Annotated in this window: 25 protein-coding genes; 18 read left to right on the top strand and 7 right to left on the bottom strand. The window is 48.1% G+C overall.

What is annotated here, in order from left to right:
* The 3 genes from IEV98_RS23835 to IEV98_RS23825 are packed head-to-tail and all read right to left on the bottom strand — an operon-like array spanning window position 1 to window position 2854.
* Window positions 1–948 (bottom strand): glycosyltransferase family 2 protein, encoded by a 948-nt coding sequence (locus tag IEV98_RS23835; RefSeq protein WP_188508655.1) that lies wholly within the window; start codon window positions 946–948, stop codon window positions 1–3.
* A complete protein-coding gene (locus IEV98_RS23830; protein WP_188508567.1) occupies window positions 941–2515 on the bottom strand; it encodes a lipopolysaccharide biosynthesis protein in 1575 nt (524 codons plus the stop codon). The genes IEV98_RS23835 and IEV98_RS23830 overlap by 8 nt, the downstream gene beginning before the upstream one ends.
* Before the next feature lie 51 nt (window positions 2516–2566).
* Window positions 2567–2854, bottom strand: coding sequence for a YgaP family membrane protein (locus IEV98_RS23825; protein WP_188508566.1), 288 nt, complete (start codon window positions 2852–2854; stop codon window positions 2567–2569).
* Between the two features lie 109 nt (window positions 2855–2963).
* Between IEV98_RS23825 and IEV98_RS23820 the strand changes: the two genes are divergently transcribed.
* Window positions 2964–3797 (top strand): sulfite exporter TauE/SafE family protein, encoded by an 834-nt coding sequence (locus IEV98_RS23820; protein ID WP_229738945.1) that lies wholly within the window; start codon window positions 2964–2966, stop codon window positions 3795–3797.
* Between the two features lie 24 nt (window positions 3798–3821).
* The gene (crcB, locus tag IEV98_RS23815) at window positions 3822–4208 is read left to right on the top strand and encodes a fluoride efflux transporter CrcB (RefSeq protein WP_188508565.1); all 387 of its coding nucleotides are present in this window, start codon (window positions 3822–3824) and stop codon (window positions 4206–4208) included.
* Here the strand turns inward: crcB and IEV98_RS23810 are convergent.
* Window positions 4196–4573 carry an SRPBCC domain-containing protein gene (locus IEV98_RS23810; RefSeq protein WP_188508564.1) on the bottom strand — a complete coding sequence of 126 codons (378 nt, stop codon included), beginning with the start codon at window positions 4571–4573 and terminating at the stop codon, window positions 4196–4198. The two genes, crcB and IEV98_RS23810, sit on opposite strands and share 13 nt — an antisense overlap.
* A 149-nt stretch (window positions 4574–4722) precedes the next feature.
* Between IEV98_RS23810 and IEV98_RS23805 the strand changes: the two genes are divergently transcribed.
* The 11 genes from IEV98_RS23805 to IEV98_RS23755 all read left to right on the top strand — a co-directional run bounded on the left by IEV98_RS23805 (window position 4723) and on the right by IEV98_RS23755 (window position 15752).
* Window positions 4723–5337, top strand: a complete 615-nt coding sequence (locus IEV98_RS23805) for a TetR/AcrR family transcriptional regulator (RefSeq protein WP_188508563.1) — start codon at window positions 4723–4725, stop codon at window positions 5335–5337.
* 53 nt (window positions 5338–5390) lie between these two features.
* Window positions 5391–6662, top strand: a complete 1272-nt coding sequence (locus tag IEV98_RS23800; RefSeq protein WP_188508562.1) for a TolC family protein — start codon at window positions 5391–5393, stop codon at window positions 6660–6662.
* A gap of 15 nt (window positions 6663–6677) precedes the next feature.
* Window positions 6678–7574, top strand: a complete 897-nt coding sequence (locus IEV98_RS23795) for an HlyD family secretion protein (RefSeq protein WP_229738944.1) — start codon at window positions 6678–6680, stop codon at window positions 7572–7574.
* Between the two features lies 1 nt (window position 7575).
* Window positions 7576–8490: an ABC transporter ATP-binding protein gene (locus tag IEV98_RS23790; protein ID WP_188508561.1), complete on the top strand. Its 915-nt coding sequence runs from the start codon at window positions 7576–7578 to the stop codon at window positions 8488–8490.
* Complete coding sequence (locus IEV98_RS23785) at window positions 8487–9233, top strand: ABC transporter ATP-binding protein (protein WP_188508560.1); 747 nt, start codon at window positions 8487–8489, stop codon at window positions 9231–9233. Before IEV98_RS23790 ends, IEV98_RS23785 begins: the two co-directional genes overlap by 4 nt.
* Complete coding sequence (locus IEV98_RS23780; protein WP_188508559.1) at window positions 9234–10340, top strand: ABC transporter permease; 1107 nt, start codon at window positions 9234–9236, stop codon at window positions 10338–10340.
* A gap of 17 nt (window positions 10341–10357) precedes the next feature.
* On the top strand, window positions 10358–11476 hold the full coding sequence (locus tag IEV98_RS23775) for an ABC transporter permease (RefSeq protein ID WP_188508558.1): 1119 nt from the start codon (window positions 10358–10360) through the stop codon (window positions 11474–11476).
* Between the two features lie 165 nt (window positions 11477–11641).
* Complete coding sequence (locus tag IEV98_RS23770) at window positions 11642–12370, top strand: HAD family hydrolase (protein WP_188508557.1); 729 nt, start codon at window positions 11642–11644, stop codon at window positions 12368–12370.
* A gap of 51 nt (window positions 12371–12421) precedes the next feature.
* A complete protein-coding gene (locus IEV98_RS23765; RefSeq protein WP_188508556.1) occupies window positions 12422–13258 on the top strand; it encodes a restriction endonuclease in 837 nt (278 codons plus the stop codon).
* A 4-nt stretch (window positions 13259–13262) separates the two neighbouring features.
* The gene (locus IEV98_RS23760; RefSeq protein ID WP_188508555.1) at window positions 13263–14006 is read left to right on the top strand and encodes an LOG family protein; all 744 of its coding nucleotides are present in this window, start codon (window positions 13263–13265) and stop codon (window positions 14004–14006) included.
* Between the two features lie 3 nt (window positions 14007–14009).
* Window positions 14010–15752 carry an ABC transporter ATP-binding protein gene (locus IEV98_RS23755; protein ID WP_188508554.1) on the top strand — a complete coding sequence of 581 codons (1743 nt, stop codon included), beginning with the start codon at window positions 14010–14012 and terminating at the stop codon, window positions 15750–15752.
* Between the two features lie 19 nt (window positions 15753–15771).
* Here the strand turns inward: IEV98_RS23755 and IEV98_RS23750 are convergent, their stop codons facing one another.
* The gene (locus IEV98_RS23750; RefSeq protein ID WP_188508553.1) at window positions 15772–17562 is read right to left on the bottom strand and encodes a DNA polymerase III subunit gamma/tau; all 1791 of its coding nucleotides are present in this window, start codon (window positions 17560–17562) and stop codon (window positions 15772–15774) included.
* Window positions 17563–17591: 29 nt separating this feature from the next.
* On the bottom strand, window positions 17592–18005 hold the full coding sequence (locus IEV98_RS23745) for a DUF6157 family protein (protein WP_188508552.1): 414 nt from the start codon (window positions 18003–18005) through the stop codon (window positions 17592–17594).
* Between the two features lie 254 nt (window positions 18006–18259).
* On the opposite strand from IEV98_RS23745, the gene IEV98_RS23740 reads away from it, so the two are divergent.
* The 4 genes from IEV98_RS23740 to IEV98_RS23725 all read left to right on the top strand — a co-directional run bounded on the left by IEV98_RS23740 (window position 18260) and on the right by IEV98_RS23725 (window position 23912).
* Window positions 18260–20704 (top strand): TonB-dependent receptor, encoded by a 2445-nt coding sequence (locus tag IEV98_RS23740; protein ID WP_188508551.1) that lies wholly within the window; start codon window positions 18260–18262, stop codon window positions 20702–20704.
* A gap of 62 nt (window positions 20705–20766) precedes the next feature.
* Entirely contained in the window at window positions 20767–21111 is a 345-nt protein-coding gene (locus IEV98_RS23735) for an ArsC family reductase (protein WP_188508550.1), read from the top strand.
* A 26-nt stretch (window positions 21112–21137) separates the two neighbouring features.
* The gene (locus IEV98_RS23730) at window positions 21138–23108 is read left to right on the top strand and encodes a M1 family metallopeptidase (RefSeq protein WP_188508549.1); all 1971 of its coding nucleotides are present in this window, start codon (window positions 21138–21140) and stop codon (window positions 23106–23108) included.
* A 33-nt stretch (window positions 23109–23141) separates the two neighbouring features.
* Entirely contained in the window at window positions 23142–23912 is a 771-nt protein-coding gene (locus IEV98_RS23725; RefSeq protein ID WP_188508548.1) for a peptidase associated/transthyretin-like domain-containing protein, read from the top strand.
* Here the strand turns inward: IEV98_RS23725 and IEV98_RS23720 are convergent.
* Complete coding sequence (locus IEV98_RS23720; protein WP_188508547.1) at window positions 23909–24124, bottom strand: dodecin family protein; 216 nt, start codon at window positions 24122–24124, stop codon at window positions 23909–23911. The two genes, IEV98_RS23725 and IEV98_RS23720, sit on opposite strands and share 4 nt — an antisense overlap.
* Window positions 24125–24238: 114 nt before the next feature.
* Between IEV98_RS23720 and IEV98_RS23715 the strand changes: the two genes are divergently transcribed.
* On the top strand, window positions 24239–24643 hold the full coding sequence (locus IEV98_RS23715) for a cupin domain-containing protein (protein ID WP_188508546.1): 405 nt from the start codon (window positions 24239–24241) through the stop codon (window positions 24641–24643).
* The last annotated feature ends 22 nt before the right edge of the window (window positions 24644–24665 follow it).

Below are 24665 nucleotides of genomic sequence, written 5' to 3'. Positions count from 1 at the left end.
TCAATTCGGCATTTTTTTGCGCAGCCCCTGTGATTTTAACGCCGCGACGATGATATCGCTGAACCGGATACCGAATTCCTTACGGTGTGTGTACCACATCCAGAACTTGTTCAACCGGCGGCCACGCATGGACAACGCCATCGTATACTGCTTGCGCTGTTCCATGAGCATCGTTTGCTGTTCAATTAAGCTGTTATACACAACATGTTCCGTTTCATGCGGGGTGTGCCCTTCCAAAAAATCACGCAGCCATCGGGCATATGCAACGTTGGCTCGCATTTTTTCCAAGTCGCTCCCTGAGGAACTGATGGATAGGCTGTTACTCCGGTAGTTGAACACCGGTTTGTTCGTATGGGCGATACCCTTTCCCGCACAGGCTCTGTATGCAGTGATATCATCCGAACCCCAGGCGAGCGGCAGGTCATAAAAACCCCCTGACTCCCGAAGGGCATCCGTGCGGTATACAAAGTCGGAGATGTATTGCGAGCGCCATTGCCGGAGGCGGTGCCAGATATGATCGCATACATGCTCAAAGGCCGGGCTCGCCGGTGTGAGCTGGATCGGATGGTTATGATCGTCGATGACCAGGCTCCGGCAATGATAGACATCCAAGCCGGGATAACTTGCCATCAAAGCCGTAAATTCACTCAGGAAATCGGGTTCCATCCGGTCATCGTCACCCAGTATGACGATATACTCCCCTTCGGCCAATGCCAGTAATTTATTCCAGTTATCGATCAATCGGACTGCACCAACGTTGCGTTCATTCTCATAGTAGCGGATACGGGTGTCCGTATACGCTGCTACGATTTCCTTCACAGGTTCGGGCGAACAATCGTTGAGTATGACCAATTCAAAATCGACGAACGACTGGTTGAGCGCACACTGTAAGCATTCTTCCAAAAAGCGGCTTTTATAAGCCGGGATGCAAATCGAGAATTTAGGCATTGCCATTTCCTTTCCCCATAAGTGTTTCTTTCAATTCGCGGATAGCTGCTGGCTTTAGCACAAACATCAACAGGTATACCACATATATCACCGCGAAGATAACTGAACTGGCGATAACCATGCCATATCCGTGAGGCAGGGTAAGCTGGCCTGTAGCATACCGACTAATGAGCAGTGCCGATACACCGCCGACTGCTGCGGGCAGAAAGGCGCGGGTGAACAACCGAAACCCATCCAGTCGGAGCACTTTCGGGATGTAATAACTGTAAAAAAAACCAATCTGGAGTACCATATACACCAGATATCCTACCACAGCCGCCCCCACTTGCAAGCTAGGCGCAAAGATGATGGTGATGGGTAGGGAAACCATGCAAGCCACAGCCGAAGAGTAAACCAGAAACCGTGTTTTCCCGGTAGAAAGCACCAAACTGGCAACGGGCGTGTTGTGCATGGAAAGCAACACCGTGAGTAACCAAAGCGACAACCATAATGAAAGGCCGCTGTAGTCATTGCCCATATACAACAACAAGATTTCGTCTGCATTCAATATCAGTACGAAAACCATGAAACTCAAAAAAATGGAGATGTATTTCGTGGCCTCGAATACCATGCGTTCAATACGTTGGTGATCTCCCTCGGCATACGCCTTGGATGTTGAAGGCAAGAGTACCTGCATGAATACGCCGCCGAATGCTACAATGAGCATCGCGATGGTCTGGATGACCCGGTAATCGGTAAGTACCTCCATTCCGTTGGCAAACTTGCCCAACAACAATGGCCGGAGATTATTGGCCGTCAATTGAAACAGCCCCATGAGAAAAATCGCCAAACTATAGGTCAATATCTCCCGGAAAGCACCACCATCCCATCGGGGCGCTAATAATACGCTTCGAGATATCGGGAAGACCCGTAGGCGCCATATGTAAAACGGGATGGGAATGAGCGTGGTCAGCGTATACCAGGCGAAATACGTAATGAGCGTCCAATGCAATTGGATAGCCAGCAGTGCCACTGTAAAATTGAGTATGCTACTGACGACCGTCACCCGATTGACGTACGCCAATTCGTCCTTAGCACTAAGTAGCTGGACTGCCACGCCGGAAAGCCAGTTCAACACGGTGGAAAAGGCGAGGATATACATCATTTGCCGATAAAGCGGCACCTGTGCATCCGTCAGGTTGAAAAGTTGTTGACCATAGGCAGACATACCAAGGAATATGACCGCATTGGCCAGCCCGATTACGCCATAGAAAACAACACTGGAACGCGATACATTTCCGATTTTCTCCCACTCCTCTTTCGCAGTCCACATGGAAAAATATCGCACCGCACCTACATTGAATCCCAAATCCATTAATCGGAGATACGCATTGAGTGAAAAAGCCAATGCAATAAGGCCGTAATCGGCCTTGCCATAGAAACCTACAAGCAGTGGGATGGTGATAAATTTAGCCAGCGCATCAAGGATCTTGGCCAAGATGCCCCATAGCGAGCCGGCAAATACCCGTTTCGCACGATGTGACTCGCCGACTGTCTCCTGTGGCGGTACGGTGGTATTGGGATTCATATTTTAAGCCCAGCAATATCGGCAAAAATGCCGATCGGCCAAAACTTACCCTTAGTCTTCCAATATCCGTTCAACGACGGTTATTTCATGTTGCGGGCAAACGGAGTCCTTGACCGGGCAATAACCGGTAGCTCCGCGCAGGATAAGTGCACCCCCAACCGCTACTTCGGCCAACGAGGAAAGCGGTGTTTTAAACATACGCGTAATGCCCGTATACAACACGAAAGTGCCGGCTGCCACTGACAAAAGGCGCTCGGAATTGGCGATGTTTCGGTTGTCATTGGCTTCCCTGAGCCGCTCTCTTACGTCGTCCAATATTTCTTTGGTTTTGGTGTCCATATCTTTCAATCTCTTGATAATTACCTTTACTAGCTATAAATACAAACAACTACCTTGCCATTTGGTTTTCGGGGAAAGCACATTATATCCGTTGATCGCCTTGGTAGATATGTTAAATTACACGTACTTTGTCCAACGTACCCAACGACACGATGCACCATTGATGGAAATTTTAGGCTACATCCTGGCTGTCTTTATTGGCATTTCCCTGGGTCTCATCGGTGGCGGTGGCTCCATACTCACGGTACCTGTCTTTGTTTATCTATTCCATATCGAACCGACGTTGGCGACCTCCTATTCGCTGTTTATTGTTGGGATGACCAGCCTCACGGGCGCAGTTTATCAATACAGCAAGGGCTATGTGGATATGAAGGCAGCCCTTTCGTTTGGACTGATGTCGGTGGTGACCGTTTTTATTGTTAGGAAATACGTGCTGCCAGCAATTCCCGAGGTGCTTCTGCAACTGGGAGCCATTACGCTCACCAAATCCACAGCCATTATGGTTTTCTTTGCGGCCTTGATGCTTGCCGCATCGGTTTCCATGATTCTCGGGCATCGGGAGCAACCTACAGACACACCGACCAACTTAGCCAAATTATTGGCTTTTGGAGCAGGTATCGGCTTGGTAACCGGACTTCTGGGAGCAGGCGGCGGATTTCTGATTATCCCCGCGTTGGTCTTACTCGCCCGTATTCCCATAAAAACGGCTATCGGTACCTCGTTATTTATCGTTACCGTTAACTCGTCGGTGGGCTTTGTCGGCGATATCGGGCATGTCTACATCGACTGGCCGTTCTTATTGAAAATATTGGCCATTACTGTATTTGGTGTGGTCATTGGAAGTGCTTTCGGCCGTAATATACCGGGGGATCGGCTGCGTTCAGGTTTCGGTTGGTTTGTGCTCACCATGGGGATTTATATTTTGAGCAGGGAGTTGTTTTGATATCTTTGTAGTCATGAAACGCGTATGATAAAACAACTTATCTTAGTGGGAATAGGTGGAGGTCTCGGAAGCATGCTCCGGTTCCTCGTGTCGGTATCGACCAGCAGATTTGTCCACGGCACATTTCCGCTGTCCACGTTATTGGTTAACCTTTCCGGTTGTTTCCTGATCGGCGTATTGGTCGGGATTTTCAGTCAACCGCCCCACGTAGGTAATAACATGCGATTTTTACTGATCACCGGTTTCTGCGGCGGTTATACCACATTTTCTACATTTGCCCATGAAAACCTGCTACTCATCGAAAACCAGCAAATACCCTTGGCGATCGGCTATACCCTATTGAGCGTGGTCTTAGGCATCGCATTGGTATGGGCGGGAATATGGGTAAGCCAGGTGGCTTATTCACGATAGAAATCAATAAGCGACGCCGCATAGGTATCCTTCCAGCCATCCACAATATCATCGTAATCCCCATCGGGAATACCGGACTGCCGCACTTCCATGGACGTACCACGTTTATGTGCATGTAGCCTAATGGTGACGATGGATTCCGTGTTTTCGCCGAAATACCACTGCTGCACGATTTCCTTGTTTTTCACGAACGAGAGGTTTTTTCCCACAATCGCACCGCTCCACAGGGAGAATTCGGTATCGGGTACCTCCGCCATAACGGCCTCCTCTCCAGTCCAGAGATTGATAGTTATTGCAGTCGTTAGTGCCAAATAAACCTCTTCGGGTTGTGCAGGTATGATGAAATATGCCTTATAATCCTTCATTTGCAAAAAATAGTGTTGTAATTGTTTTGCAAAAATATCCTTTTTCACAGACATTGCGCCTACGAATCAAACCTCGTAGTTAATCAAATGATTAAAATATTTGGTTAAACCAAATACCCTGTTTATATTTGCAGCGTATCACATAGATTATGGCAAAAACGAAAGCGGCAAAAGCGGACCTCAGCACCGAGGAAAAGATCAAGGAAGCTGCACGGAAGGTCTTCACTCAAAAAGGCTATGCTGCTACACGCACACGGGATATCGCAGAAGAAGCCGGCATCAACCTGGCACTGCTCAATTACTATTTCCGTAGCAAGGAAAAGCTATTCGAGTTGATCATCATGGAGAAAATGCAAATCCTACTCGGCAAAATAGGGCCGATCATTATGGATAAAAACACCTCCATCGAAGAAAAAGTGGAACAAGTCGCCGAACACTATATTGATACCCTCTTGGCTAACCCGGATATCCCGTTGTTTGTATTGGGTGAAATCAGAAGTAACCCGGATAAGTTTGCAAGCTTGATTAAGACAAAAACAAACATCGCCGATTCGACACTCTTCAAGCAGTTGGCCGAAAAGCGCCCGGATATTGACCCCCTGCATTTTATCTTCAATATGCTTGGCCTTATTATCTTCCCATTTATCGGCAAGCCACTTATCCAGTTGATTACGGGGTTAAAATCTGAACAGGCCATTACCTTGATGAAAGAGCGCAAAATGCTGGTTAAAACGTGGTTTTCAGCTATGGTAGCTGCAACGTAGCTTTTTTTTTGGACTCATATTAATCAAATGATTAATTCAAAACAATAAATAAAATGATTAACCCATATTCCACATTACTGCTCATCTGCTCGCTGGGAATTTCGCTGAAAACAACGCAGGCGCAGCTTCTGTCGCTCACACTCCCTGAAGCTCACGCCCAAGCTGCTGAAAACTACCCGATGGTCAGACAACGCGACCTCATTACCCAAAGTACGGCGTACTCCATCGATAAGGCGAACGACGGCTATTTTCCACAAATCAATATCAATGGGCAAGCCACGTATCAGTCTGCCGTCACTGAAATACCCCTACGCGTGCCGGGAATGGATGTACCCACGTTAAACAAAGATCAGTATAAGCTATACGGGGAGGTAAACCAGCATCTTTATGATGGCGGTGCAATCAGGCTGCAAAAGCAAGCCATTGCGACTAATGCCGACTTGGAGCAACAGGCGTTGGAAGTGGAGCTCTATAAGGTCAAGGACCGAGTGAATCAACTATACTTTGGCATCCTATTGCTGAATGAGCAACTGCTGCAAAACGACCTGTACCAAAAGGACATCCAAGCGGGTTTGGAGAAGACCCGCGCTGCCATTGCCAACGGTGCAGCGTTAAAAAGTAGCGGGAACCTACTTGACGCCGAGTTGCTCAAGGCCGAGCAACAGGTTACCGAACTACGGGCCACGCGAAAGGCTTACCTGTGCATGCTTGGTCTTTTCATCGACCAATCCCTCGACGAGCGTACCGTATTGGAAAAACCAGTATCCCAACCCATTTCGGCGGCAATCAACCGACCGGAATTGAACTGGTATGCACTACAACAAAAAGGTATCGATGTAGAACGCAAGCTAGTGCTCGCCAAGAATCGCCCCAAATTAGGGTTGTTTCTGCAAGCCGGTGCCGGGCGGCCGGCGTTAAACATGTTGAGCAACGATTTTGAAACGTATTACTACGGCGGTGTTCGGCTAACTATTCCAATATCCGGTTTCTATACGTTGAGAAAGGAAAGGGCGCTACTGGACATCAGAAAGACAGCTATCGATGTACAAGAGGAAACATTCCTGTTTAACATTGACCTCTCAGTGCAGCAGCAAAATACGGAAGCAGCCAAATATCGGCAGCTTTTGGAAACCGACAATGAAATCATCGCACTCCGGACGTCGATAAAAGACGCGGCACTCACCCAACTGGAAAATGGGGTGATCAATACGGCCGACTACGTACGAGAAGTCAATGCGGAGGATCGTGCCAAGTTAGCCAAAATATACCACGAACTCCAACTATTGAAAGCCCAATACGATATCCAATACACAACCGGTAATTAACCATAAAGATTGACAATGATGAACAACGTAAAAATCCTCACACTCGCCGCTCTCTTGCTGGCTTCATGCAACGATGACCGAAGTGGTTACGATGCGTCCGGCACCTTCGAGGCCGTGGAAACTATTATTTCTGCTGAAGCAAGCGGCGTCATCCAGGAACTCAACGTACAGGAAGGCCAGTTATTACAAACTGGGCAGATGGTGGGGTATATCGATAGTACGCAACTTCACTTAAAAAAACGGCAGCTCCAAGCACAAATCGGTGCTGTGCTTAGTCGAAAACCCAACGTTGCCATACAGCTGGCCGCCCTGCAGGAGCAACTGCACCAAGCTATCCGAGAACAGCAGCGGATTGCCAACATGGCAGAAGCCGACGCTGCGACGCCCAAACAGCTGGACGATGCCAATGCCCAAGTGGCTGTGATCAAAAAGCAAATCGCAGCCCAGCGATCTTCACTCGGGATCACGGCATCCAGTCTCACCGAGGAAGCTTCTCCTCTGGAAATCCAGATTGCGCAATTGGAAGACCAGCTGGCCAAAAGTCGCATCGTCAACCCCCTTGAAGGCACCGTATTGGTTAAATATGCCGAAGCCAATGAAACAGCAATCGTAGGCAAACCGCTGTATAAGATAGCTGACTTGTCGTCCATCATCCTCCGTGCGTACGTAACGGGACCTCAGTTTACCCAAATCAAACTCCATCAACAGGTAACGGTACTGGTAGACGACGCGGCGGGAAAATACCGGGAGTACGAAGGAATTGTGGAATGGATCAGCGACAAAGCGGAGTTCACTCCAAAAACGATCCAGACCAAGGATGAGCGCGAGAACCTGGTTTACGCCACCAAAATCAGGGTAAAGAACGACGGCTTGCTGAAAATCGGAATGTATGGGCAGGTGAGATTCAACTGATATGGTTACCGTAAACAACATCACGAAAACGTACAACAAAGGTGCCGTAAAGGCGGTCGACGATGTCTCTTTTTCGGTTGAAAAGGGCGAACTATTCGGCGTGATCGGACCGGATGGCGCAGGTAAAAGCAGTATCTTCCGCATATTGACCACCCTGCTGTTGCCGGATGGCGGCACGGCTACCGTTGATGGACACGACGTCGTCAAAGATTACCGGTACATCCGCAACCACGTGGGCTACATGCCGGGTAGGTTTTCCCTCTATCAGGACCTTACCATCGAAGAAAATATCCAGTTTTTCGCAACGGTGTTCAACACGACAGTAGCGGAAAATCACCACCTCATCGAGGACATCTACATCCAGTTGGAGCCTTTCAAAAAGCGCAGGGCGGGAAAGTTATCAGGCGGAATGAAGCAAAAACTGGCCCTTTGCTGTGCGCTCATCCATAAGCCTACGGTGCTCTTCCTCGACGAACCGACAACGGGGGTAGACCCCGTTTCGCGTAAGGAATTCTGGGAAATGCTCAAGCGACTGAAACAACAGGGCATCACGGTGCTGGTTTCTACTCCCTACATGGACGAAGCCACACGGTGTGACCGGATCGCACTGATGCAACATGGGAAAATCCTATCCATCGATTCACCGCAGGGGATCATCAGGGCATATCCCGGTCCATTGTATGCCATCAAAGCTACGGATAAGCCACGTATCACTCAGGCATTGGCTACCCATGCACCGTCTTTCAGCAGCTATATATTCGGTGAGTATATCCATGTTGATCCGCAGGGGGTAAGCAGTAAGTACCTGACAGAAGAACTCACCACCCTCCTCGCAAAAGAAGGATTCCGCGAGATTGAAGTGATGCCAATTACCCCTACCATAGAAGATTGCTTCATTAAAATGCTAACCAAATGACACGCAAAGACTCCGTCATCAAAACCGAAAAACTAACCAAACGATTCGGTGATTTCATCGCCACCGATGAAATTACCTTTGAGGTACTTAAAGGTGAAATATTCGGCTTTCTGGGTGCCAACGGTGCCGGCAAAACCACCGCCATGCGCATGTTATGCGGTTTGTCTACCCCTTCTTCGGGCAAGGCAACCGTCGCTGGCTTCGATGTGTACCGCCAAACCGAACAGATCAAACAACACATCGGTTACATGAGTCAGAAGTTCTCCTTATATGAAGACCTTACGGTATTGGAAAACATTCGCTTTTTCGGCGGAATTTATGGCCTGGACAATCGGCAGCTCAAATCAAAAAGCGAGGAACTGGTGCAACGGCTCGGATTGCAATCGGAAACGAAAAAACTGGTCGGTGAACTGCCTTTGGGCTGGAAACAAAAACTGGCATTCTCTGTTTCGGTGCTGCATGAGCCCAAGATTGTATTTCTTGATGAACCTACAGGTGGTGTGGACCCCGTAACACGTCGGCAATTCTGGGCGCTGATCTATGAAGCGGCAAGCCGCGGCATTACCCTATTTGTAACCACCCATTACATGGATGAGGCAGAATACTGTGACCGCATCTCCATCATGGTGGATGGCCGGATCGAAGCACTAGGAACACCGCAAGAATTAAAAATAAAGCTGAATGAATCTACCATGGACGGCGTTTTCTATCAACTGGCACGAGGAGCTAAAAGAAGCGATTAAATGAGACAGTTTTTCACATTTGTAAGAAAGGAATGCTATCACGTTTTACGTGACCGGCGGACGTTACTCATCCTCTTTGGAATGCCGCTCGCTCAAATCCTCATTTTTGGATTCGCGTTGACAAATGAAGTAAAAAATGCCCGTATTGTGGTCGTGGACCATGCGAAGGACAATGCCTCCCAGCGTATCATCGCCCAAATTGCCGCCAGTAACTATTTCGAACTCGGGGAGGATGTGATGGATAGGGATCGCATGGAAATGGCATTCCGGGAAGGTACCGTCAAACTCGCGGTAGTATTTCCTGCTAACTTCCACAACGACCTCGTCCATCAAAATCACGCCCAAATACAAGTAATTGCAGACGCTTCCGACCCGAACTATGCCACCACATTGACTAATTATGTATCCTCGATTATCCGGGATTACCAAACGGAACTCAGTGAAAATGCTGCCCTGCCCTACCGGATCACCCCACAGATCCGTATGCTTTACAACCCACAATTAAAAGGTGCTCCCAATTTCGTGCCGGGCGTGATGGCGTTGGTCTTGATGTTGGTTTCCGTCATGATGACGGCAATCGCCATTGTCAGGGAAAAGGAAACGGGCACCATGGAAGTCCTGCTGGTTTCGCCCTTTCGGCCGGTGTGGGTCATCCTGTCAAAAGCAGTTCCTTATCTATTCCTCTCGCTCATCAATGTACTATCCATTGTGTTGATGAGTGTGTTCGTACTGCGGCTCCCGGTAGCGGGTAGCTGGCTATTGCTGTTTGCCGAAAGTACGTTGTTCATTATCACATGCCTCACGTTGGGAATCTTCATTTCCATCAAGACGAAGACCCAACAAGTGGCCATGCTGGTATCACTGATGGGTATGATGCTGCCCACGGTGATGTTTAGCGGATTTATGTTTCCCATCGAAAACATGCCGGTTCCACTGCAGGTTATCTCCAATATTGTCCCTGCAAAATGGTTTTATATTATTGTGAAATCCATCATGATCAAAGGCATGGGTTTCGCAGAGATATGGAAAGAAACACTCGTACTGTGTGGAATTACGCTATTTTTCTTCATTGTGAGTTTGAAAAGCTTTAAAATACGACTGGAGTAACCCGTTCAACTAAAAAAATGAGAACCATCAAATTCCTACTACAAAAAGAATTCCGGCAGATTTTCCGTAATCGCGCCATCCTGATCCTCATCATGGTGATGCCGGTCATGCAATTGATCATCTTGCCGCTAGCTGCCGACTATGAAGTAAAGAACATCAATCTTTCAGTAGTCGACCATGACCACTCTCCATATTCACAGCAATTGATCTCGAAGATTACCGCATCCGGGTATTTCAGGTTGCAGGGATATCACACGTCAATCGAAGAAGCCTACCGGTCGATTGAACAGGACAAGGCTGATCTCGCACTGGAAATACCTTATGGATTTGAGCGCAACCTTATCCGGGAAGGTGAACAACAGCTGTTCATAGCCGTCAACGCCATCAATGGAACCAAAGCCGGTTTGGGTGGAGCCTATCTTGCCGACATTATCCGTGATTACAACCAACACATCAGGACGGAGCTAACCATACCGACACGCTTCCAATCCCTACCTATCATCGAGATAGTACCCAATAACCGATTCAATCCACTGCTCAACTACCAGTTCTTCATGGTACCGGGTATATTGGCTATTCTGTTGACCATGGTCGGTGGCTTTCTCTCGGCATTGAATATCGTAAAGGAGAAGGAAATCGGCACCATAGAGCAAATCAACGTAACGCCTATCAAAAAGCATCATTTCATTCTTGGCAAACTTATCCCTTTCTGGATATTGGGCAATGTCGTATTCACCCTCGGCCTACTGGTGTCATGGCTCGTCTATGGTATATTTCCGCAAGGCAACTTATTGGCGATGTATGGCTTCATTTGGGTTTACTTATTGGCCGTGCTGGGTTTCGGGCTGTTGATCTCTACTTACACGGATACGCAGCAGCAAGCCATGTTTATCATGTTCTTCTTCATGATGATTTTCATTCTGATGGGCGGACTGTTCACACCGATAAACAGCATGCCTGGATGGGCCAAGGTGATTGCTAACCTAAACCCGGTGAGTTATCTTGTGGAGGTGATGCGGATGATTATCCTGAAAGGCAGTGGCTGGAGAGCCGTTCTTCCGCACCTGGGTGCGATACTGGGTTTCGCGCTCGTATTAAATAGCTGGGCAATATGGAATTACCGAAAAACAAACTAAGCAATAACCAACCGCAAATTATTTATCCTGCGGATTGTAATTTGTTGGTCATTATTCTCGTCTACTTAAAAAGTACGTACAGCAACTGGAATAAATTTTATACATTTGACTTATGGTAAACAAAAGTCAAATTGTTTACCACTCAAGTTTAACAGATTGACAACCATGCAAACACGAGGCATTTTACTAAATTACGAAGGTACGATTGATACGAATGGTCAGCATTGGGGGGCGATACTTTGGCACAAATTCCAGAAGCACAACATCGGTCTGGACAAAGCAGCGTTCAACAAGGCATACATGTTTTCGGAAGCGGCTTTGGCAACCGGTGACATCATCAAGCCCAACCATGTGTTTTTGGATGTGCTTATCCATAAAATAACGCAACAATTCAATTATTTGACCTACCAGGGTTATCAGCTCGACTATACTGTAATTGATTCCATTGCAAAAGAATGTGACCAGTTAGCTCAACGGACGCTGCGGAAAGCTCGGGGTATTCTGGAAATTCTATCGAGTGCCTTCCCTGTGGTCTTGGTTTCAAATTTCTATGGCAACCTCAATGCGGTATTGACCGATTTCGGCATCCGGAAGTATTTTTCAGACGTTGTTGAAACGACCGACTCGGCTTCGCATCTCAATACCGAAATATATGAGCGGGGAGTAAAGAAGCTCGGTTACGCAGCGGAGGAGTGCGTAGCTGTCGGTGATTCATACAACCGCGATATTTTACCTTCTAAAGAAATCGGCTGTCAAACGGTTTGGCTTAATGTGGAGAGCTGGGAAGAATGGGGAATAGACGAGTTGGGGATTTCGGATGCCGAAATCGGGGATTTCAATCAATTACCCCGGTTGCTTGAAAGGTGGGAACCTGCGTTTTCGACCGGTTTGTGATGGCGTTTTAACAAAAAAATCGCATATTAGGTGCTTGAAAAAGTATCTGCTATGCAAGTAAAGAAATATTCGGGTGAACTCGTTGAATTTGATGTGCGCCGACTGAAAGGCTCGCTGTCTAAATCGGGTGCCTCGCCGGATGTCGTAGACGAAGTATGGGAAACGATGAAACCCCTGGTCTATGACGGGATCCATACCCGTGATCTTTACAAACTCGCCTTCCGTTTATTAAAACGGGAAGCCAATTCCCTCGCTGCCCGCTACAGCCTCAAACAGGCGCTCAAAGACTTGGGTCCCGCAGGTTATTATTTTGAACAATGGGTGGCCAAGCTTTTCAGATACGTGTCTTATCAGACGACAACCAGCCAGCACCTCCGGGGTAACTCGGTAACGCATGAAGTGGATGTAGTAGCGCAAAAGGATGACGAGCTCTTATTGGTCGAATGCAAGTTCAGAAACACAGAAGACGCGAAGATCACGGTCACCACACCCATGTATTTCCTATCGCGGGTAAAGGATTTCGAGGGACTTTCATTTTCCTTCTTCGGTAAAAGCATGCAATTTACGGCGGGCTGGCTTGTCACCAACGCCTACGTCACTACCGACTCGATCGAATTTTCGAAATACTACGATCTCAACCTCCTATCCTGGGATTATCCGGAAGAAAGCAGTATTAAACGCCGTGTAGATTATGCGGGATTATATCCGATCACCTGCCTCACAACCGTTAACAAAGCTGAAAAAGAACTGCTTTTGAAACAGGGGTGTATCTTGGTAAAGGACATTCTCGACGATGAGGCCCAGCTGGATACACTGGATTGTGCCCCGCGAAAGAAAAAAAGAATTGTACAGGAAGCCACCGAGTTGGTTAACCATCAAAACCAGTGATGCGATGAGGAATGCATTTTTAAAAGAGGAAAAGAAATTCATGGAGGGGGCCCGCGCCCGCTGGAAAGAACTGAAATACGTGGGCGGTGTGGTGATGCAATTCCTAAAAGGGTTCCGGGAATTGCATTTCATTGGGCCATGTGTCACGGTATTCGGATCCGCGCGTTTCAAGGCAGATCACCCCTACTACGAACTCGCCCGGGAGGTATCTGCTGAAATCGGCAAACTGGGGTTCGCCATCATGACGGGCGGTGGTCCCGGCATCATGGAAGCAGCCAACCGTGGTGCCCAAGAAGCGGGGGCACTTTCCGTCGGATGCAACATCCTGCTCCCGCATGAACAGGCCCACAATCCCTATCTCGACCGATTTGTCACCATGGAGTATTTCTTTGTCCGCAAAGAGCTCCTGCGTAAATATTCGTTTGCTTTCGTGGTATTACCTGGAGGTTTTGGCACGTTGGATGAATTCTTCGAAACACTTACCCTCATCCAAACCGGCAAGATCCAACGGTTTCCGATTGTGGTAATGGGCGTAGGTTTTCACAAAGAAATCATTGCCCATGTACAGCGTATGATGGACGAACAAACCATCAGCCCTGAAGACATGGACCTCCTACTCTTTACGGATTCGGTACAGGAGGTGGTAGCCCATATCCGTAAACACGCTGAGGGCTCACCCAGCATCAAGTTGGAACCGCCACGAAAAGCGGCTTGGCTTTTGGGTGAACGGAAGCTGAAAAGAGCCTAGGCTGTGCTCATTCTTTGGAAATACCTCAAACCGCAACGCAAGTACATCTATTTTGCGTTACTGTTGGCTGCTGCCGCCCAATTACTCTCGATGATCGACCCTATCATTTTCGGGAAGATTATCGATGACTATGCAAACAATCGGGATGGACGCAGCGAACAAGAGCTGGTCGAAGGTGTACTTTTCTGGCTTTTTATAGCGATTGGCATTGCCCTGTTGGCCCGTTTGGCCCGATCATTCCAGGACTATGTGATGCGTCTCGCTGTTCAGCGTTTCGGCATGCAAATATTCAATGATGGGCTACGGCAGACTTTACGCCTGTCGTTTCAGGAGTTTGAGGAACAGCGCAGCGGCGAAACACTCGCTATATTGCAAAAAGTACGTACCGATACGGAGCGCTTCATCAATTCGGGTATCAACATCCTGTTCTCGTCCTTGGTAGGTCTCAGTTTTCTGATTTGGTATGCCATCACCAAACATTGGGCGTTGATTCCGATTTTCCTCATCGGCTTCGTGGTCATTGGTGCCATCACAGGATTGTTAAGCCGAAAAATAAAAACTACGCAACGGAGCATCAACCGCGAAACGACCCGGATGTCCGGTATCATCACCGAATCACTGCGCAATATCGAGCTGGTCAAAAGCCTTGGCCTAACCTTTCCGGAGATACGGCGGATGCGCGGGCACACGCAAACCATTTATGATTTGGAAATGACCAAGACACGCCGTGTCCGCTTCCTCTCGTTCCTTCAGGGCACCACCTTGAACCTCTTGCGGCAATCCATTCTGTTTACGTTGCTTTGGCTCATTTTCAGGAATGTGCTTACACCCGGCGAACTGATAACCATGCAGTTCATATCCACTTCCATCTTTATGCCGTTGCAGGATATCGGCAACATCATCGTGCAATACCGCGAAGCCGAAGCTTCCGTACAGCTATTTGACAACCTGATGGCGAAACCCATCGAGCGGCGACCGGAAGATCCGGTTCCGATCGGCCCGTTAGAGGAAGTAGTTTTTGATCGGGTGGTTTTCCGGCATAAAACAGCGGCTCAAAATGCTATCGATGGTATTTCTTTCACCGCCAAGACCGGCGAGACAATCGCATTTGTTGGTCCATCGGGCTCGGGGAAGTCGACCCTGGTCAAATTGCTAGTCGGATTATACCGACCGGTATCCGGCAGTATCTTATTCAATGATATCCCATCCGAAGAAGTTCGGTTCAATGAGATGCGGCGGCAAATCGGTTTTGTAACACAGGACACCCAATTGTTTGCCGGTACCATCCAAGACAATCTCCTATTTGTAAAACCGGATGCGACCGAGGAAGAAGTGCTCGCAGCACTGCATAAAGCCAGCTGTGATCTGTTGTTGGCCCGCAGTGAAAAGGGCATACGCACGATCTTGGGCGAAGGTGGGCTTAAGTTGTCCGGTGGTGAAAAACAACGTATCTCCATCGCACGGGCATTGATACGCAATCCCCGCCTGTTGATTTTCGACGAGGCAACCAGCGCATTGGATTCACTCACCGAAGAGGCTATCACCGAAACGGTGAGGACGCTATCCGGCGAACGCGAACAAATTACGGTGCTGATTGCCCATCGATTGTCGACGATTATGCACGCAGATCGGATTATCGTATTGGAAAAAGGAAAAATCACCGAAACGGGTACGCATAGCGAATTGGTGGCCGCGAAAGGTTTATACTACGCCATGTGGCGGCAACAGATCGGAGAGCGGCGGTAAGCCGACCCTTGACTGCGAATTATTCCAGCCCCAAGTTAAACGTTTTCCGCAACACATCAAGCGTCGGGTTCTTGGCTGCCATGGCCTGATATTTTTCTTGTGCCGTATAGGGCTTTCGCGTTGTGTCGTTTTGGACCTGTATCGGAACGAGATCTATTGCGAAATTACGCAGTTTCGTACGCAGTCCATTGAGGATGTCGATCTTGGAGGTGCTCAACAAATCCTGCTGAATGGGGTTCTCGACCACCACGCCGATTTGAAAATCCGGTAAGAGCTGGGGTACGTTGGCCGTCATCAACGTAAACAGGTTGATCTTGTTTTCCGCCTTCAGTTTGTCAGCAAATGCATGCCATTGTTCCAACAGTTCATCAGGACTGAATATCTCCCTTTCTTCGCCATTAAGCAATTCGGGCTCATCGGATTGCGCTACGGTTTGCTTATCATCGAAAATCTTGTTCAGGTCAGGAACGGCATTACCCAGTTTGACATCACCCCATGAGCGGACGGCCTTAGGTGAGGGTTCGGTAGCCGGAGGTTGCGATGCTGGGACGCGAACATCCGTGACCGGTGGTTGACGTTCCGTGGTCGGTGGTTGGGGAATCGGTGGCTGTGATTCATGGTCCGTGGTCACCGTAGGTGTTACGGATTCACGAGGCTTTTTTTTTTCAGCCGTCTCCATAGGGGGATGCACAACATTGTTTTTCGCCAATTGAATCGCTGCCGTGATGTGGCACATCTTCAGCAAGGCCAGTTCTACCTGTAAGCGTTGGTTTTTGCTCGTGCGGTAGTTAACTTCACATTGGTTGGAAATATTGAGTGCCGAAAGCAGTAAACCTGGAGAGAGCCGTTGGGCTTGTTGTTGATAGCGCTGGCGAATGGCATCACTGGTATCCAGCAACTTAAGCGTAGCAGGCTCCTTGGCCACAAGCAGATCTCGAAAGTGCGACCCCAACCCGCTGATGAAATGGCTGCCATCGAACCCGTGAGCCAATATCTCATCTAGGATAAGCAAGGCTGTTGGCGAATCCTCGTTGACAAGCGCATCGGTAAGCCGGAAATAATACTCGTAATCGAGGATATTGAGGTTGTCAATAACGGCCTGATAGGTCACCTCTTTATTGGAGAAACTCACGATCTGGTCGAACATGGACAGCGCATCACGCAAACCACCGTCGGCTTTCTGCGCGATGATGTGGAGCCCGTCGCTGTTATAAGACACCCCCTCCTTATCAGCGATTGAAGCCAGGTGCCCTGCCATGTCCGCCACCTTGATGCGATTGAAATCAAAAATCTGACACCGAGACAGGATAGTAGGCAGGATTTTGTGTTTTTCGGTGGTGGCCAGAATAAATATGGCGTAGGAAGGAGGTTCTTCCAATGTTTTCAGGAACGCATTGAATGCCTGCTGGGACAGCATATGCACCTCATCGATAATATATATCTTATACTTGCCTGTTTGCGGTGGTATGCGCACTTGGTCGATGAGGCTGCGGATATCATCCACGGAGTTATTTGACGCGGCATCGAGTTCATGGATACTGAAGGAGTTACCGTTTTGGAAAGACTTACAGCTATCACATTGCCCACAAGCCTCCATATCATCCCGTAAGCGCTCGCAATTAATGGTCTTGGCCAAAATGCGGGCACAGGTAGTCTTACCGACGCCCCGCGGGCCGCAAAATAAAAACGCCTGCGCCAGCTGCTTATTTTTAATGGCGTTTTTGAGAGTAACGGTAATATGCTGTTGACCAACCACCGTATCAAACGTGGCAGGACGATATTTACGAGCCGAAACGATAAAATTATCCATCGGTACGAAGATAGGAATTTCGGTCGAAACTATCTACTGGACTTCATTGCTTTCACAACCTTCACGCCTTTGTCGCTTATCAACCGTTCATATTCCGCTGTCTCGCGACCATAGATAGCGATTCTGCCGTTTTGATCGCTATGCACCCCCCACCCATACCGTTTGGTCAGTGGCGACGCCCGCAAACAAGGTTGCCCTTTTGAAAAAAACATTGCCCGTGCTTCGGCGAATTCGCCTTCCGTCAAATCATTCCGTTCAGCAAATACGCCAAATACCACATCATCCGACGTAAACTGATAAGGCTTTTTACTGATCATTTCAAACTGGATATTAGCAACCGATTTTTTCGCTCCTTTTGTGGGTGGTACCTCACCATTTATCGCCTTGCAATCGTCTGCAACTGCAATGAAGGCGTTCTCGTAGTTTGTCGTATGTGTGTTCATAACCATCGCAATTATTCAGTATGCCACGTTTCGTCAGTTAAAATTTTGTAACAAAAGTAGGGGAAATATGGAATCTACGTAACATTCTTATCAACATCCTATCCTAGCGTCATCAAATGCTACGACATTTATCATAAATAGCATATTTTAACAGTTGTGGTAGCGTCTTTTAACGTTAATTAACAAATATGAATTATTGAAACCCATTTCTTTGCCATAACTAAAACAATAGTACATATTTTATAAACAAGCACATGACCCGTAAATTCTTACCCTTATTCGCGCTATTCTTCGCCGCTACGCTCTCTATTTCATTTGCACAGGACACTACACATGCCTTGAAAGGCAAAGTGGTAGACTCCGTCGATAGCAATGCGATAGCCTACGTAACCGTCAATATCCGTACGGACAGTGCGGCATTCAAATCCCTTGTTACCGATGCGAAGGGCGAATTTGAGCTTGCCGGATTGAATACGGGAAATTACACGGCGACATTCATTGCTGTGGGCTACCAAACCAAGGAATTGCCGATTGAACTGCTCGATCACACAGCCGAACTCAATTTGGGTAATATCTCACTAGCTGCCGATGCCCAAGCGCTGGATGAAGTTGTGGTAACGGCTAGCCGACCCATTGTGAAACAGGATATCGACAGATTGACCTACGATGTGCAGGCTGATCCCGAAAGCAAGATACTGACTGCGCTGGACATGATGCGAAAGATTCCGTTGCTTTCCGTAGATGGCGATGAAAACGTATTGCTACAGGGTAATTCCAACTACCGGATTTTTATCAACAACAAACCGTCTACCATGATTGCGCGCAATCCAAAAGATGTATTGAAGGCCATGCCCGCTGAATCCATAGAAAAAATAGAGGTTATTACTACGCCTCCAGCACGGTATGAAAGCGAGGGGCTGGCAGGTATCATCAATATCATTACCAACAAAAATGTCGACAATGGCTACCGCGGGTCGGCCAACCTCAATTACCGCAGTCCGGCGGGTGGACCTGGGGTAGGTGGCTCTTTTACACTTAAGCAAGGGAAATTCGGTGCATCCGGTTACTTCGGAGGGAGTCTTTCACAACGCCCCGAAACGCAAAGTAATTTCGAACGCGCAACCTTGGGCAATCAACCGAATATCTTGTTCCAAAATGGCCTCAATGATGGCAAAAGCAACTTTACTTACTTGGGCACAGAACTCAGTTATGATATTGACAGCCTAAATCTTATCACCGGCGAGATTGGCTTCAATTTGGGTCGGTTTGACAATAACGGCAGTCAATTTTCTAATACAAGCACCCTAGAGGGTTCGCCGTTGCAGGGATTCAGTATGTACAACGTCGGGAAAAACCGTTGGGATGGCTACAACATTGGGCTCAATTATCAAAAAGGCTTCAAGCGCAATAAAGAGCAAATGCTCACGTTTTCTTACCGCTTTGGTCATGACAAGGACGGGCAAGATAACCGGATGCGCATCGCAGACCGCATTAACTACGAAGTGCCCGATTACAACCAAACGAATAACGGCAACCAAGACGAACACACGGTACAACTTGACTACGTACACCCGGTCAACAAGTTGAACATCGAAGGTGGAGTAAAGGGAATTTTCCGGCTGAATAGCAGCGATTTTCGGTCGGCTAATTTCGATGAAACCAGCGGCGCATTCGTCGAAGCTCCAAACCAAACAAACACTTACGAAAATAATCAATACATTCTCAGCGTTTACAATTCCTATCAGTACAAGCTTGAGAAATGGGGGTTCAGTGCCGGATTACGCGCCGAGCAGACCGTGGTCAAAGCCGATTTTATTTCCAGCGATTCCAATGTAGACCAAAATTATTTCAACTTTATCCCATCGATAGCCGTTAACCATATTCTCAAGCAGGGCAAAACATTGAACTTAGGCTATACGCAACGGGTACAGCGCCCGGGTATATGGAACCTGAATCCGTTCGTGAATCGCTCAAATCCAAATTTTGAATACGCTGGAAATCCCGACCTCCGGCCTGTCCTCAACAATACATTCAACCTCCGTTATAGCAGTTTCAGTAAAGCCAACATCAATGTCGGGATGAGTTATTCCTTTGCGAATAATACCATACAACGACTGATCAATTACGATGAGGAGACGGGTATCTCTCGTTTTACTTACGAAAACATCGGTAAGGACAAATCACTGGGCACCAACGTCAGCATCAATTATCCCATCACAAAAAAACTTAACCTCAATATGAGCGGCGATATGAGCTACATTTGGCTAGAAGGCGTCGTGGATGGCAAGGCGACCAGCAATTCCGGGCTACGGGGCTACATGTATGGCGGATTGAGCTACCTATTTGAAGAGGGATGGCGGGTTAATGGCAACTTTAGTTACAGCACCGCATATATCATGCTACAGGGTCAAAGCAACTCCTTCCCTTATTACGGCATCAGTGCCTCTAAAGATCTGATTAAGGAAAAATTGAGTATCTCCGGATCCGTATCAAACCCCTTTAATAAATACCGCAACTACATCAACGATATGACCGGTCCCAACTTTACCCAGTCGTCGTTTTTCCAGAATTACTACCGATCCTTCAGCATGAGTCTCTCCTACCGCTTCGGCCGATTGAAAGATGAAATCCGTAAGAATCGGCGCGGAATCAAAAACGATGACGTTTCGGGAGGTGGTGGGCAACAGGGGGGAAATTAAGCACGTGATTTTTTCGACAAATGGATATTTAATTTTAAGTTTGCTTGCAAAAAAGCCCAACTATGCACGTTTACGGAATCAAAAATTGCAATACAGTAAAAAAAGCCTTAACATGGCTGGAGGACAATGCTATTTCCTACACGTTCCATGATTTCAAGAAAGAAGGCATATCCGAAGAGAAACTGCTTACTTGGGAAAACCAAATTGGCTGGGAGCCGTTGGTTAACAAACGGGGTACCACTTGGCGACAACTTTCGTCTGAGGAGCAGACTGCCGTTATCGATTCCGATAGCGCAAATGCGCTGATGCAGGCAAAAACCAGCGTTATCAAGCGCCCGGTGATTGAAAGCAAGGGGGGAATCATCGTGGGGTTCGACGAATCAGAGTACAAAGCTAAGCTTACGTAAATAATACTGCACCAAACAATACACATATGAATACATCGTTAATATCGCGCATTACCGGCATCCTATTGTTGATTGGGACTTTACCCCTGGTCGGATTGTCACAAGCCCCTGAGCCTAAGTATGACTACAAAGAAGCATTCAATCCGTTCTTTTATACGAACAATGGCACTGAATACCGCTCAGCGAGTGGAATGCCGGGACCTAAATATTGGCAGAATGCGGTCGACTATAAAATCAGTGCCCGGCTGGATGACGAAACCAACGAGATTAACGCAACTGTAACGCTGGCTTATACCAACAATAGCCCTGATGCGCTTGATTTCATCTGGCTGCAGCTGGATCAAAACATGTTTTCGCAGGAAGGTCGCGGACATCTCATCGTGCCGCTCACGAAAAGCCGCTATGGTGATGCACAGTCGGAATTTGACGGGGGATACGACATTAAGTCGGTCAAGTTTGGTAGCGGTGCGGCCGCGGAACACCTGATCACCGACACGCGCATGCAGGTATTTTTGCCGGAACCCCTGAAGCCCAACGGTGGTAAAACAACCATTACCATCGCCTACTCGTATATCGTACCCACCCATGGGGCCGACCGTACGGGCGTATTGGAAACTCAAAATGGTAAAATCTTCGCTATCGCGCAATGGTTTCCCCGCGTGGCGGTATATGACGATATCCTCGGCTGGAACGTGCAACCCTATACTGGGCCGGGTGAATTTTACCTCGAATTCGGCAACTACGAAGTGGATATCACCGCTCCAGCCAATCACATCGTGGTGATGGGGGGAGAACTCCTCAATCCAAGTGAGGTATATACACCAGAACAACTGAAGCGTCTGGAACAGGCGAAGAAAAGTGATAAAACGGTCATCATCCGTTCCGCCGAAGAAGTGACGCAGCCCCAATCGCGTCCCCAAGCAAACAAGGAACTGACCTGGAAATTCAGGCTTGAAAAAGCACATGACGTGGCTTGGGCATCTTCGCCAGCCTTCATCGTTGACGGAGCAAAAATCAATTTGCCCAGCGGAAATAGCTCGTTCGCCCTATCGGCCTATCCTGTGGAAAGCAATGGCGGTAACGCTTGGGAGCGTTCTACAGAATACACCAAGGCATCCATCGAGTTTTACTCGAATAAATTGATGGAATATCCCTATCCAATAGCCGTGAATGTCGCGGCAGATATAGGCGGGATGGAATATCCAGCCATCGTGTTCTGCAGTTATAAATCCAAAGGTGCCGGACTATGGGGGGTCACCGATCATGAATTCGGCCATATCTGGTTTCCCATGATTGTAGGCAGCAACGAGCGGCTTCACGCCTGGATGGACGAAGGATTCAACACGTTCATCAATGACCTCTCTACAGAAGCGTTCAACGGTGGGGAATACTACCGCCCCATGGGCGATGCCAACCGGCTTGCACAGGCGCTGACACGGCCGGATCTCGAGCCCGTGATGAGTACACCCCAAAATATGCAGGAGCGTAATATCGGCACATTAGCTTACTTCAAGCCGGGCTTTGGCCTTACGTTACTTCGTAATGAAATCCTTGGCCCCGAACGATTTGACCGTGCATTTAAGGCGTATCTAGACCGATGGGCGTTTAAACATCCGACACCGGATGATTTTTTCCGTACGATTGAAAATGTTGCGGGAGAAAACCTGAATTGGTTTTGGCGCGGCTGGTTCAAATATAACTGGCGGTTTGATCAGGGGGTTGTTATGGTCATAACCGATTCCAGTGATCCGAGCATCAATGGGATGATCACCGTGGAAAACTTCGAAAAATTACCGATGCCTGTGGTGGTAGATATCACTACGGAAAGCGGTGAGGTGCATCGCGTAAAACTACCGGTAGAGATCTGGGAACGAAACAGCAAATGGACATTCAAAGCCCCCACAGATGAAAAAATCGTGGCGGTCCAACTCGATCCCGATAAAGTATATCCAGACCACAATCCGGATAATAATCGATGGGAAGCCCCCGCACAATAAATCCATACAAGGTATAGTAAAATATAAAAGAACATGCAGCGTCAAAGATCAATACCGAGCACTAAAGTAAACGTTGTTATCAAAGCGCTGTATGTTTTCCTTTTATTAGGGATAGCCGCCTCCCACGTGGCTGCGCAAGACTCCCTCCTTACCGGATACGTATTGGAATTGGATAGTGGTGAGCCGCTGCAATACGTAGAAATCAAAAACCTGAAAACGGGTGTAGCTGCGGAAAGCCTCGAAGATGGCAGGTTCAGCATCGCGGCAAAGAAAAACGAGCGGCTTCAATTTGAATATCCCGGATATCGTACCGACACCTTGGTGGTTATCGAATTCACGATCAAACGGGTGTACATGGCGCCTGATGGCAGCGCCATTCAACTCGACGAAGTACAGATCCAAGCCATGACGGACAGCCGGTTGGATGCAGAGCTCAAACGTGCGGAAGTCGAAGGCCAGTTTACAGAAACCTCCCAACAACGTGGCGGTGTACGTATATCCCCATCGCGATGGTTTGGGAAAACGGGCCGACAGGCCAGGCAACGCCACGAGATGCTGCTCGCCGAAAAGGAAAGGAGACAAATCGATGCCCGGTTTACGCCAGAGGCGATTATGGCGATCACCCCCCTGAAAGGGGAAGATCTCGAACTATACATGACCAAATACCGCCCCACTGTAGAATTCCTCACCACGGCCAATGAATCCGACCTACGGCTTTACATTATGGATACCTATGCCAAGTTCAAGGCATTGACCCCTAAGCAACGTTCGGAGATAAAGATCCCCGAGCGTGAAAGCCGCTAGACCATTCCGCCTCGTTCTACCCGAAAGGCCACTTTGCAGATTGCTCCGTAGGAGGTGATTTCTCCGTCTTTCACATGCACCTTAAAATCTTTAACATAGACCGAGTCAATGTTGGCAACCGTAGCCGATACTTCCTTTACCGCATTGCGGATCGCATCGTCAAAACTGGAATCAGACGAGGCGATAACCTCGATTACTTTTACAATAGCCATAATATATCATTTAATGTTTGTGTCATGTAAACATATTGGATGAATGATTTGTTTTAGGGAAGACAGGCACGCTATCGATTATGCCTATCTTATCCTATTGTTTAGCTCCAGACTATGGAAGAAAAAATGAATGAGTCTACCCCGCAACGCCCAGAAGGGGGACGGATGGTCAACGCGCCACTGGTGGCCATCGACCTACCCCGTTTTATGGAACAGATCAAAAGTGAGGCTGCCTGGCTGAACGGACCGCGGAATGCAATCACCGTCTTTAAATCCGATTACCTACGCATCGTGCTGATTGCATTACACGCCGGTGCGGAACTTCCTACGCATACGGCCGACGGCATGATTAGTGTACAAGTGTTGCAGGGAAAGTTGCGGTTCGGTACTGGGGGCGAATCACTACAATTGGAAAAAGGGGAAATGGTAGCCTTGCACAAAGGGATACCTCATAGCGTGTTGGCTATCGAAGAAAGCATGTTTCTACTCACGCTTGCGCCTACGCCCAAAGCGACATGACCGATGTTGTCTGTAGCACGCG

Origin of the sequence: Parapedobacter pyrenivorans, from assembly GCF_014636865.1 — a bacterium.
Classification (GTDB): domain Bacteria; phylum Bacteroidota; class Bacteroidia; order Sphingobacteriales; family Sphingobacteriaceae; genus Parapedobacter; species Parapedobacter pyrenivorans.
Note: the sequence above shows the minus strand (reverse complement) of the source record. Positions and strands in the feature narration are given on the sequence as shown.

Bases quoted from the DNA above. Each gene is read 5' to 3' on its own strand.
- IEV98_RS23720 (WP_188508547.1), bottom strand. From the start codon at position 24,124: ATGGCTATTGTAAAAGTAATCGAGGTTATCGCCTCGTCTGATTCCAGT.
- IEV98_RS23830 (WP_188508567.1), bottom strand. From the start codon at position 2,515: ATGAATCCCAATACCACCGTACCGCCACAGGAGACAGTCGGCGAGTCA.
- IEV98_RS23775 (WP_188508558.1), top strand. From the start codon at position 10,358: ATGAGAACCATCAAATTCCTACTACAAAAAGAATTCCGGCAGATTTTC.
- IEV98_RS23820 (WP_229738945.1), top strand. From the start codon at position 2,964: ATGTTAAATTACACGTACTTTGTCCAACGTACCCAACGACACGATGCA.
- IEV98_RS23795 (WP_229738944.1), top strand. From the start codon at position 6,678: ATGATGAACAACGTAAAAATCCTCACACTCGCCGCTCTCTTGCTGGCT.
- IEV98_RS23735 (WP_188508550.1), top strand. From the start codon at position 20,767: ATGCACGTTTACGGAATCAAAAATTGCAATACAGTAAAAAAAGCCTTA.
- IEV98_RS23805 (WP_188508563.1), top strand. From the start codon at position 4,723: ATGGCAAAAACGAAAGCGGCAAAAGCGGACCTCAGCACCGAGGAAAAG.
- crcB (WP_188508565.1), top strand. From the start codon at position 3,822: ATGATAAAACAACTTATCTTAGTGGGAATAGGTGGAGGTCTCGGAAGC.
- IEV98_RS23750 (WP_188508553.1), bottom strand. From the start codon at position 17,562: ATGGATAATTTTATCGTTTCGGCTCGTAAATATCGTCCTGCCACGTTT.
- IEV98_RS23760 (WP_188508555.1), top strand. From the start codon at position 13,263: ATGAGGAATGCATTTTTAAAAGAGGAAAAGAAATTCATGGAGGGGGCC.
- IEV98_RS23790 (WP_188508561.1), top strand. From the start codon at position 7,576: ATGGTTACCGTAAACAACATCACGAAAACGTACAACAAAGGTGCCGTA.
- IEV98_RS23740 (WP_188508551.1), top strand. From the start codon at position 18,260: ATGACCCGTAAATTCTTACCCTTATTCGCGCTATTCTTCGCCGCTACG.
- IEV98_RS23825 (WP_188508566.1), bottom strand. From the start codon at position 2,854: ATGGACACCAAAACCAAAGAAATATTGGACGACGTAAGAGAGCGGCTC.
- IEV98_RS23810 (WP_188508564.1), bottom strand. From the start codon at position 4,573: ATGAAGGATTATAAGGCATATTTCATCATACCTGCACAACCCGAAGAG.
- IEV98_RS23780 (WP_188508559.1), top strand. From the start codon at position 9,234: ATGAGACAGTTTTTCACATTTGTAAGAAAGGAATGCTATCACGTTTTA.
- IEV98_RS23715 (WP_188508546.1), top strand. From the start codon at position 24,239: ATGGAAGAAAAAATGAATGAGTCTACCCCGCAACGCCCAGAAGGGGGA.
- IEV98_RS23745 (WP_188508552.1), bottom strand. From the start codon at position 18,005: ATGAACACACATACGACAAACTACGAGAACGCCTTCATTGCAGTTGCA.
- IEV98_RS23730 (WP_188508549.1), top strand. From the start codon at position 21,138: ATGAATACATCGTTAATATCGCGCATTACCGGCATCCTATTGTTGATT.
- IEV98_RS23725 (WP_188508548.1), top strand. From the start codon at position 23,142: ATGCAGCGTCAAAGATCAATACCGAGCACTAAAGTAAACGTTGTTATC.
- IEV98_RS23770 (WP_188508557.1), top strand. From the start codon at position 11,642: ATGCAAACACGAGGCATTTTACTAAATTACGAAGGTACGATTGATACG.
- IEV98_RS23800 (WP_188508562.1), top strand. From the start codon at position 5,391: ATGATTAACCCATATTCCACATTACTGCTCATCTGCTCGCTGGGAATT.
- IEV98_RS23785 (WP_188508560.1), top strand. From the start codon at position 8,487: ATGACACGCAAAGACTCCGTCATCAAAACCGAAAAACTAACCAAACGA.
- IEV98_RS23835 (WP_188508655.1), bottom strand. From the start codon at position 948: ATGCCTAAATTCTCGATTTGCATCCCGGCTTATAAAAGCCGCTTTTTG.
- IEV98_RS23765 (WP_188508556.1), top strand. From the start codon at position 12,422: ATGCAAGTAAAGAAATATTCGGGTGAACTCGTTGAATTTGATGTGCGC.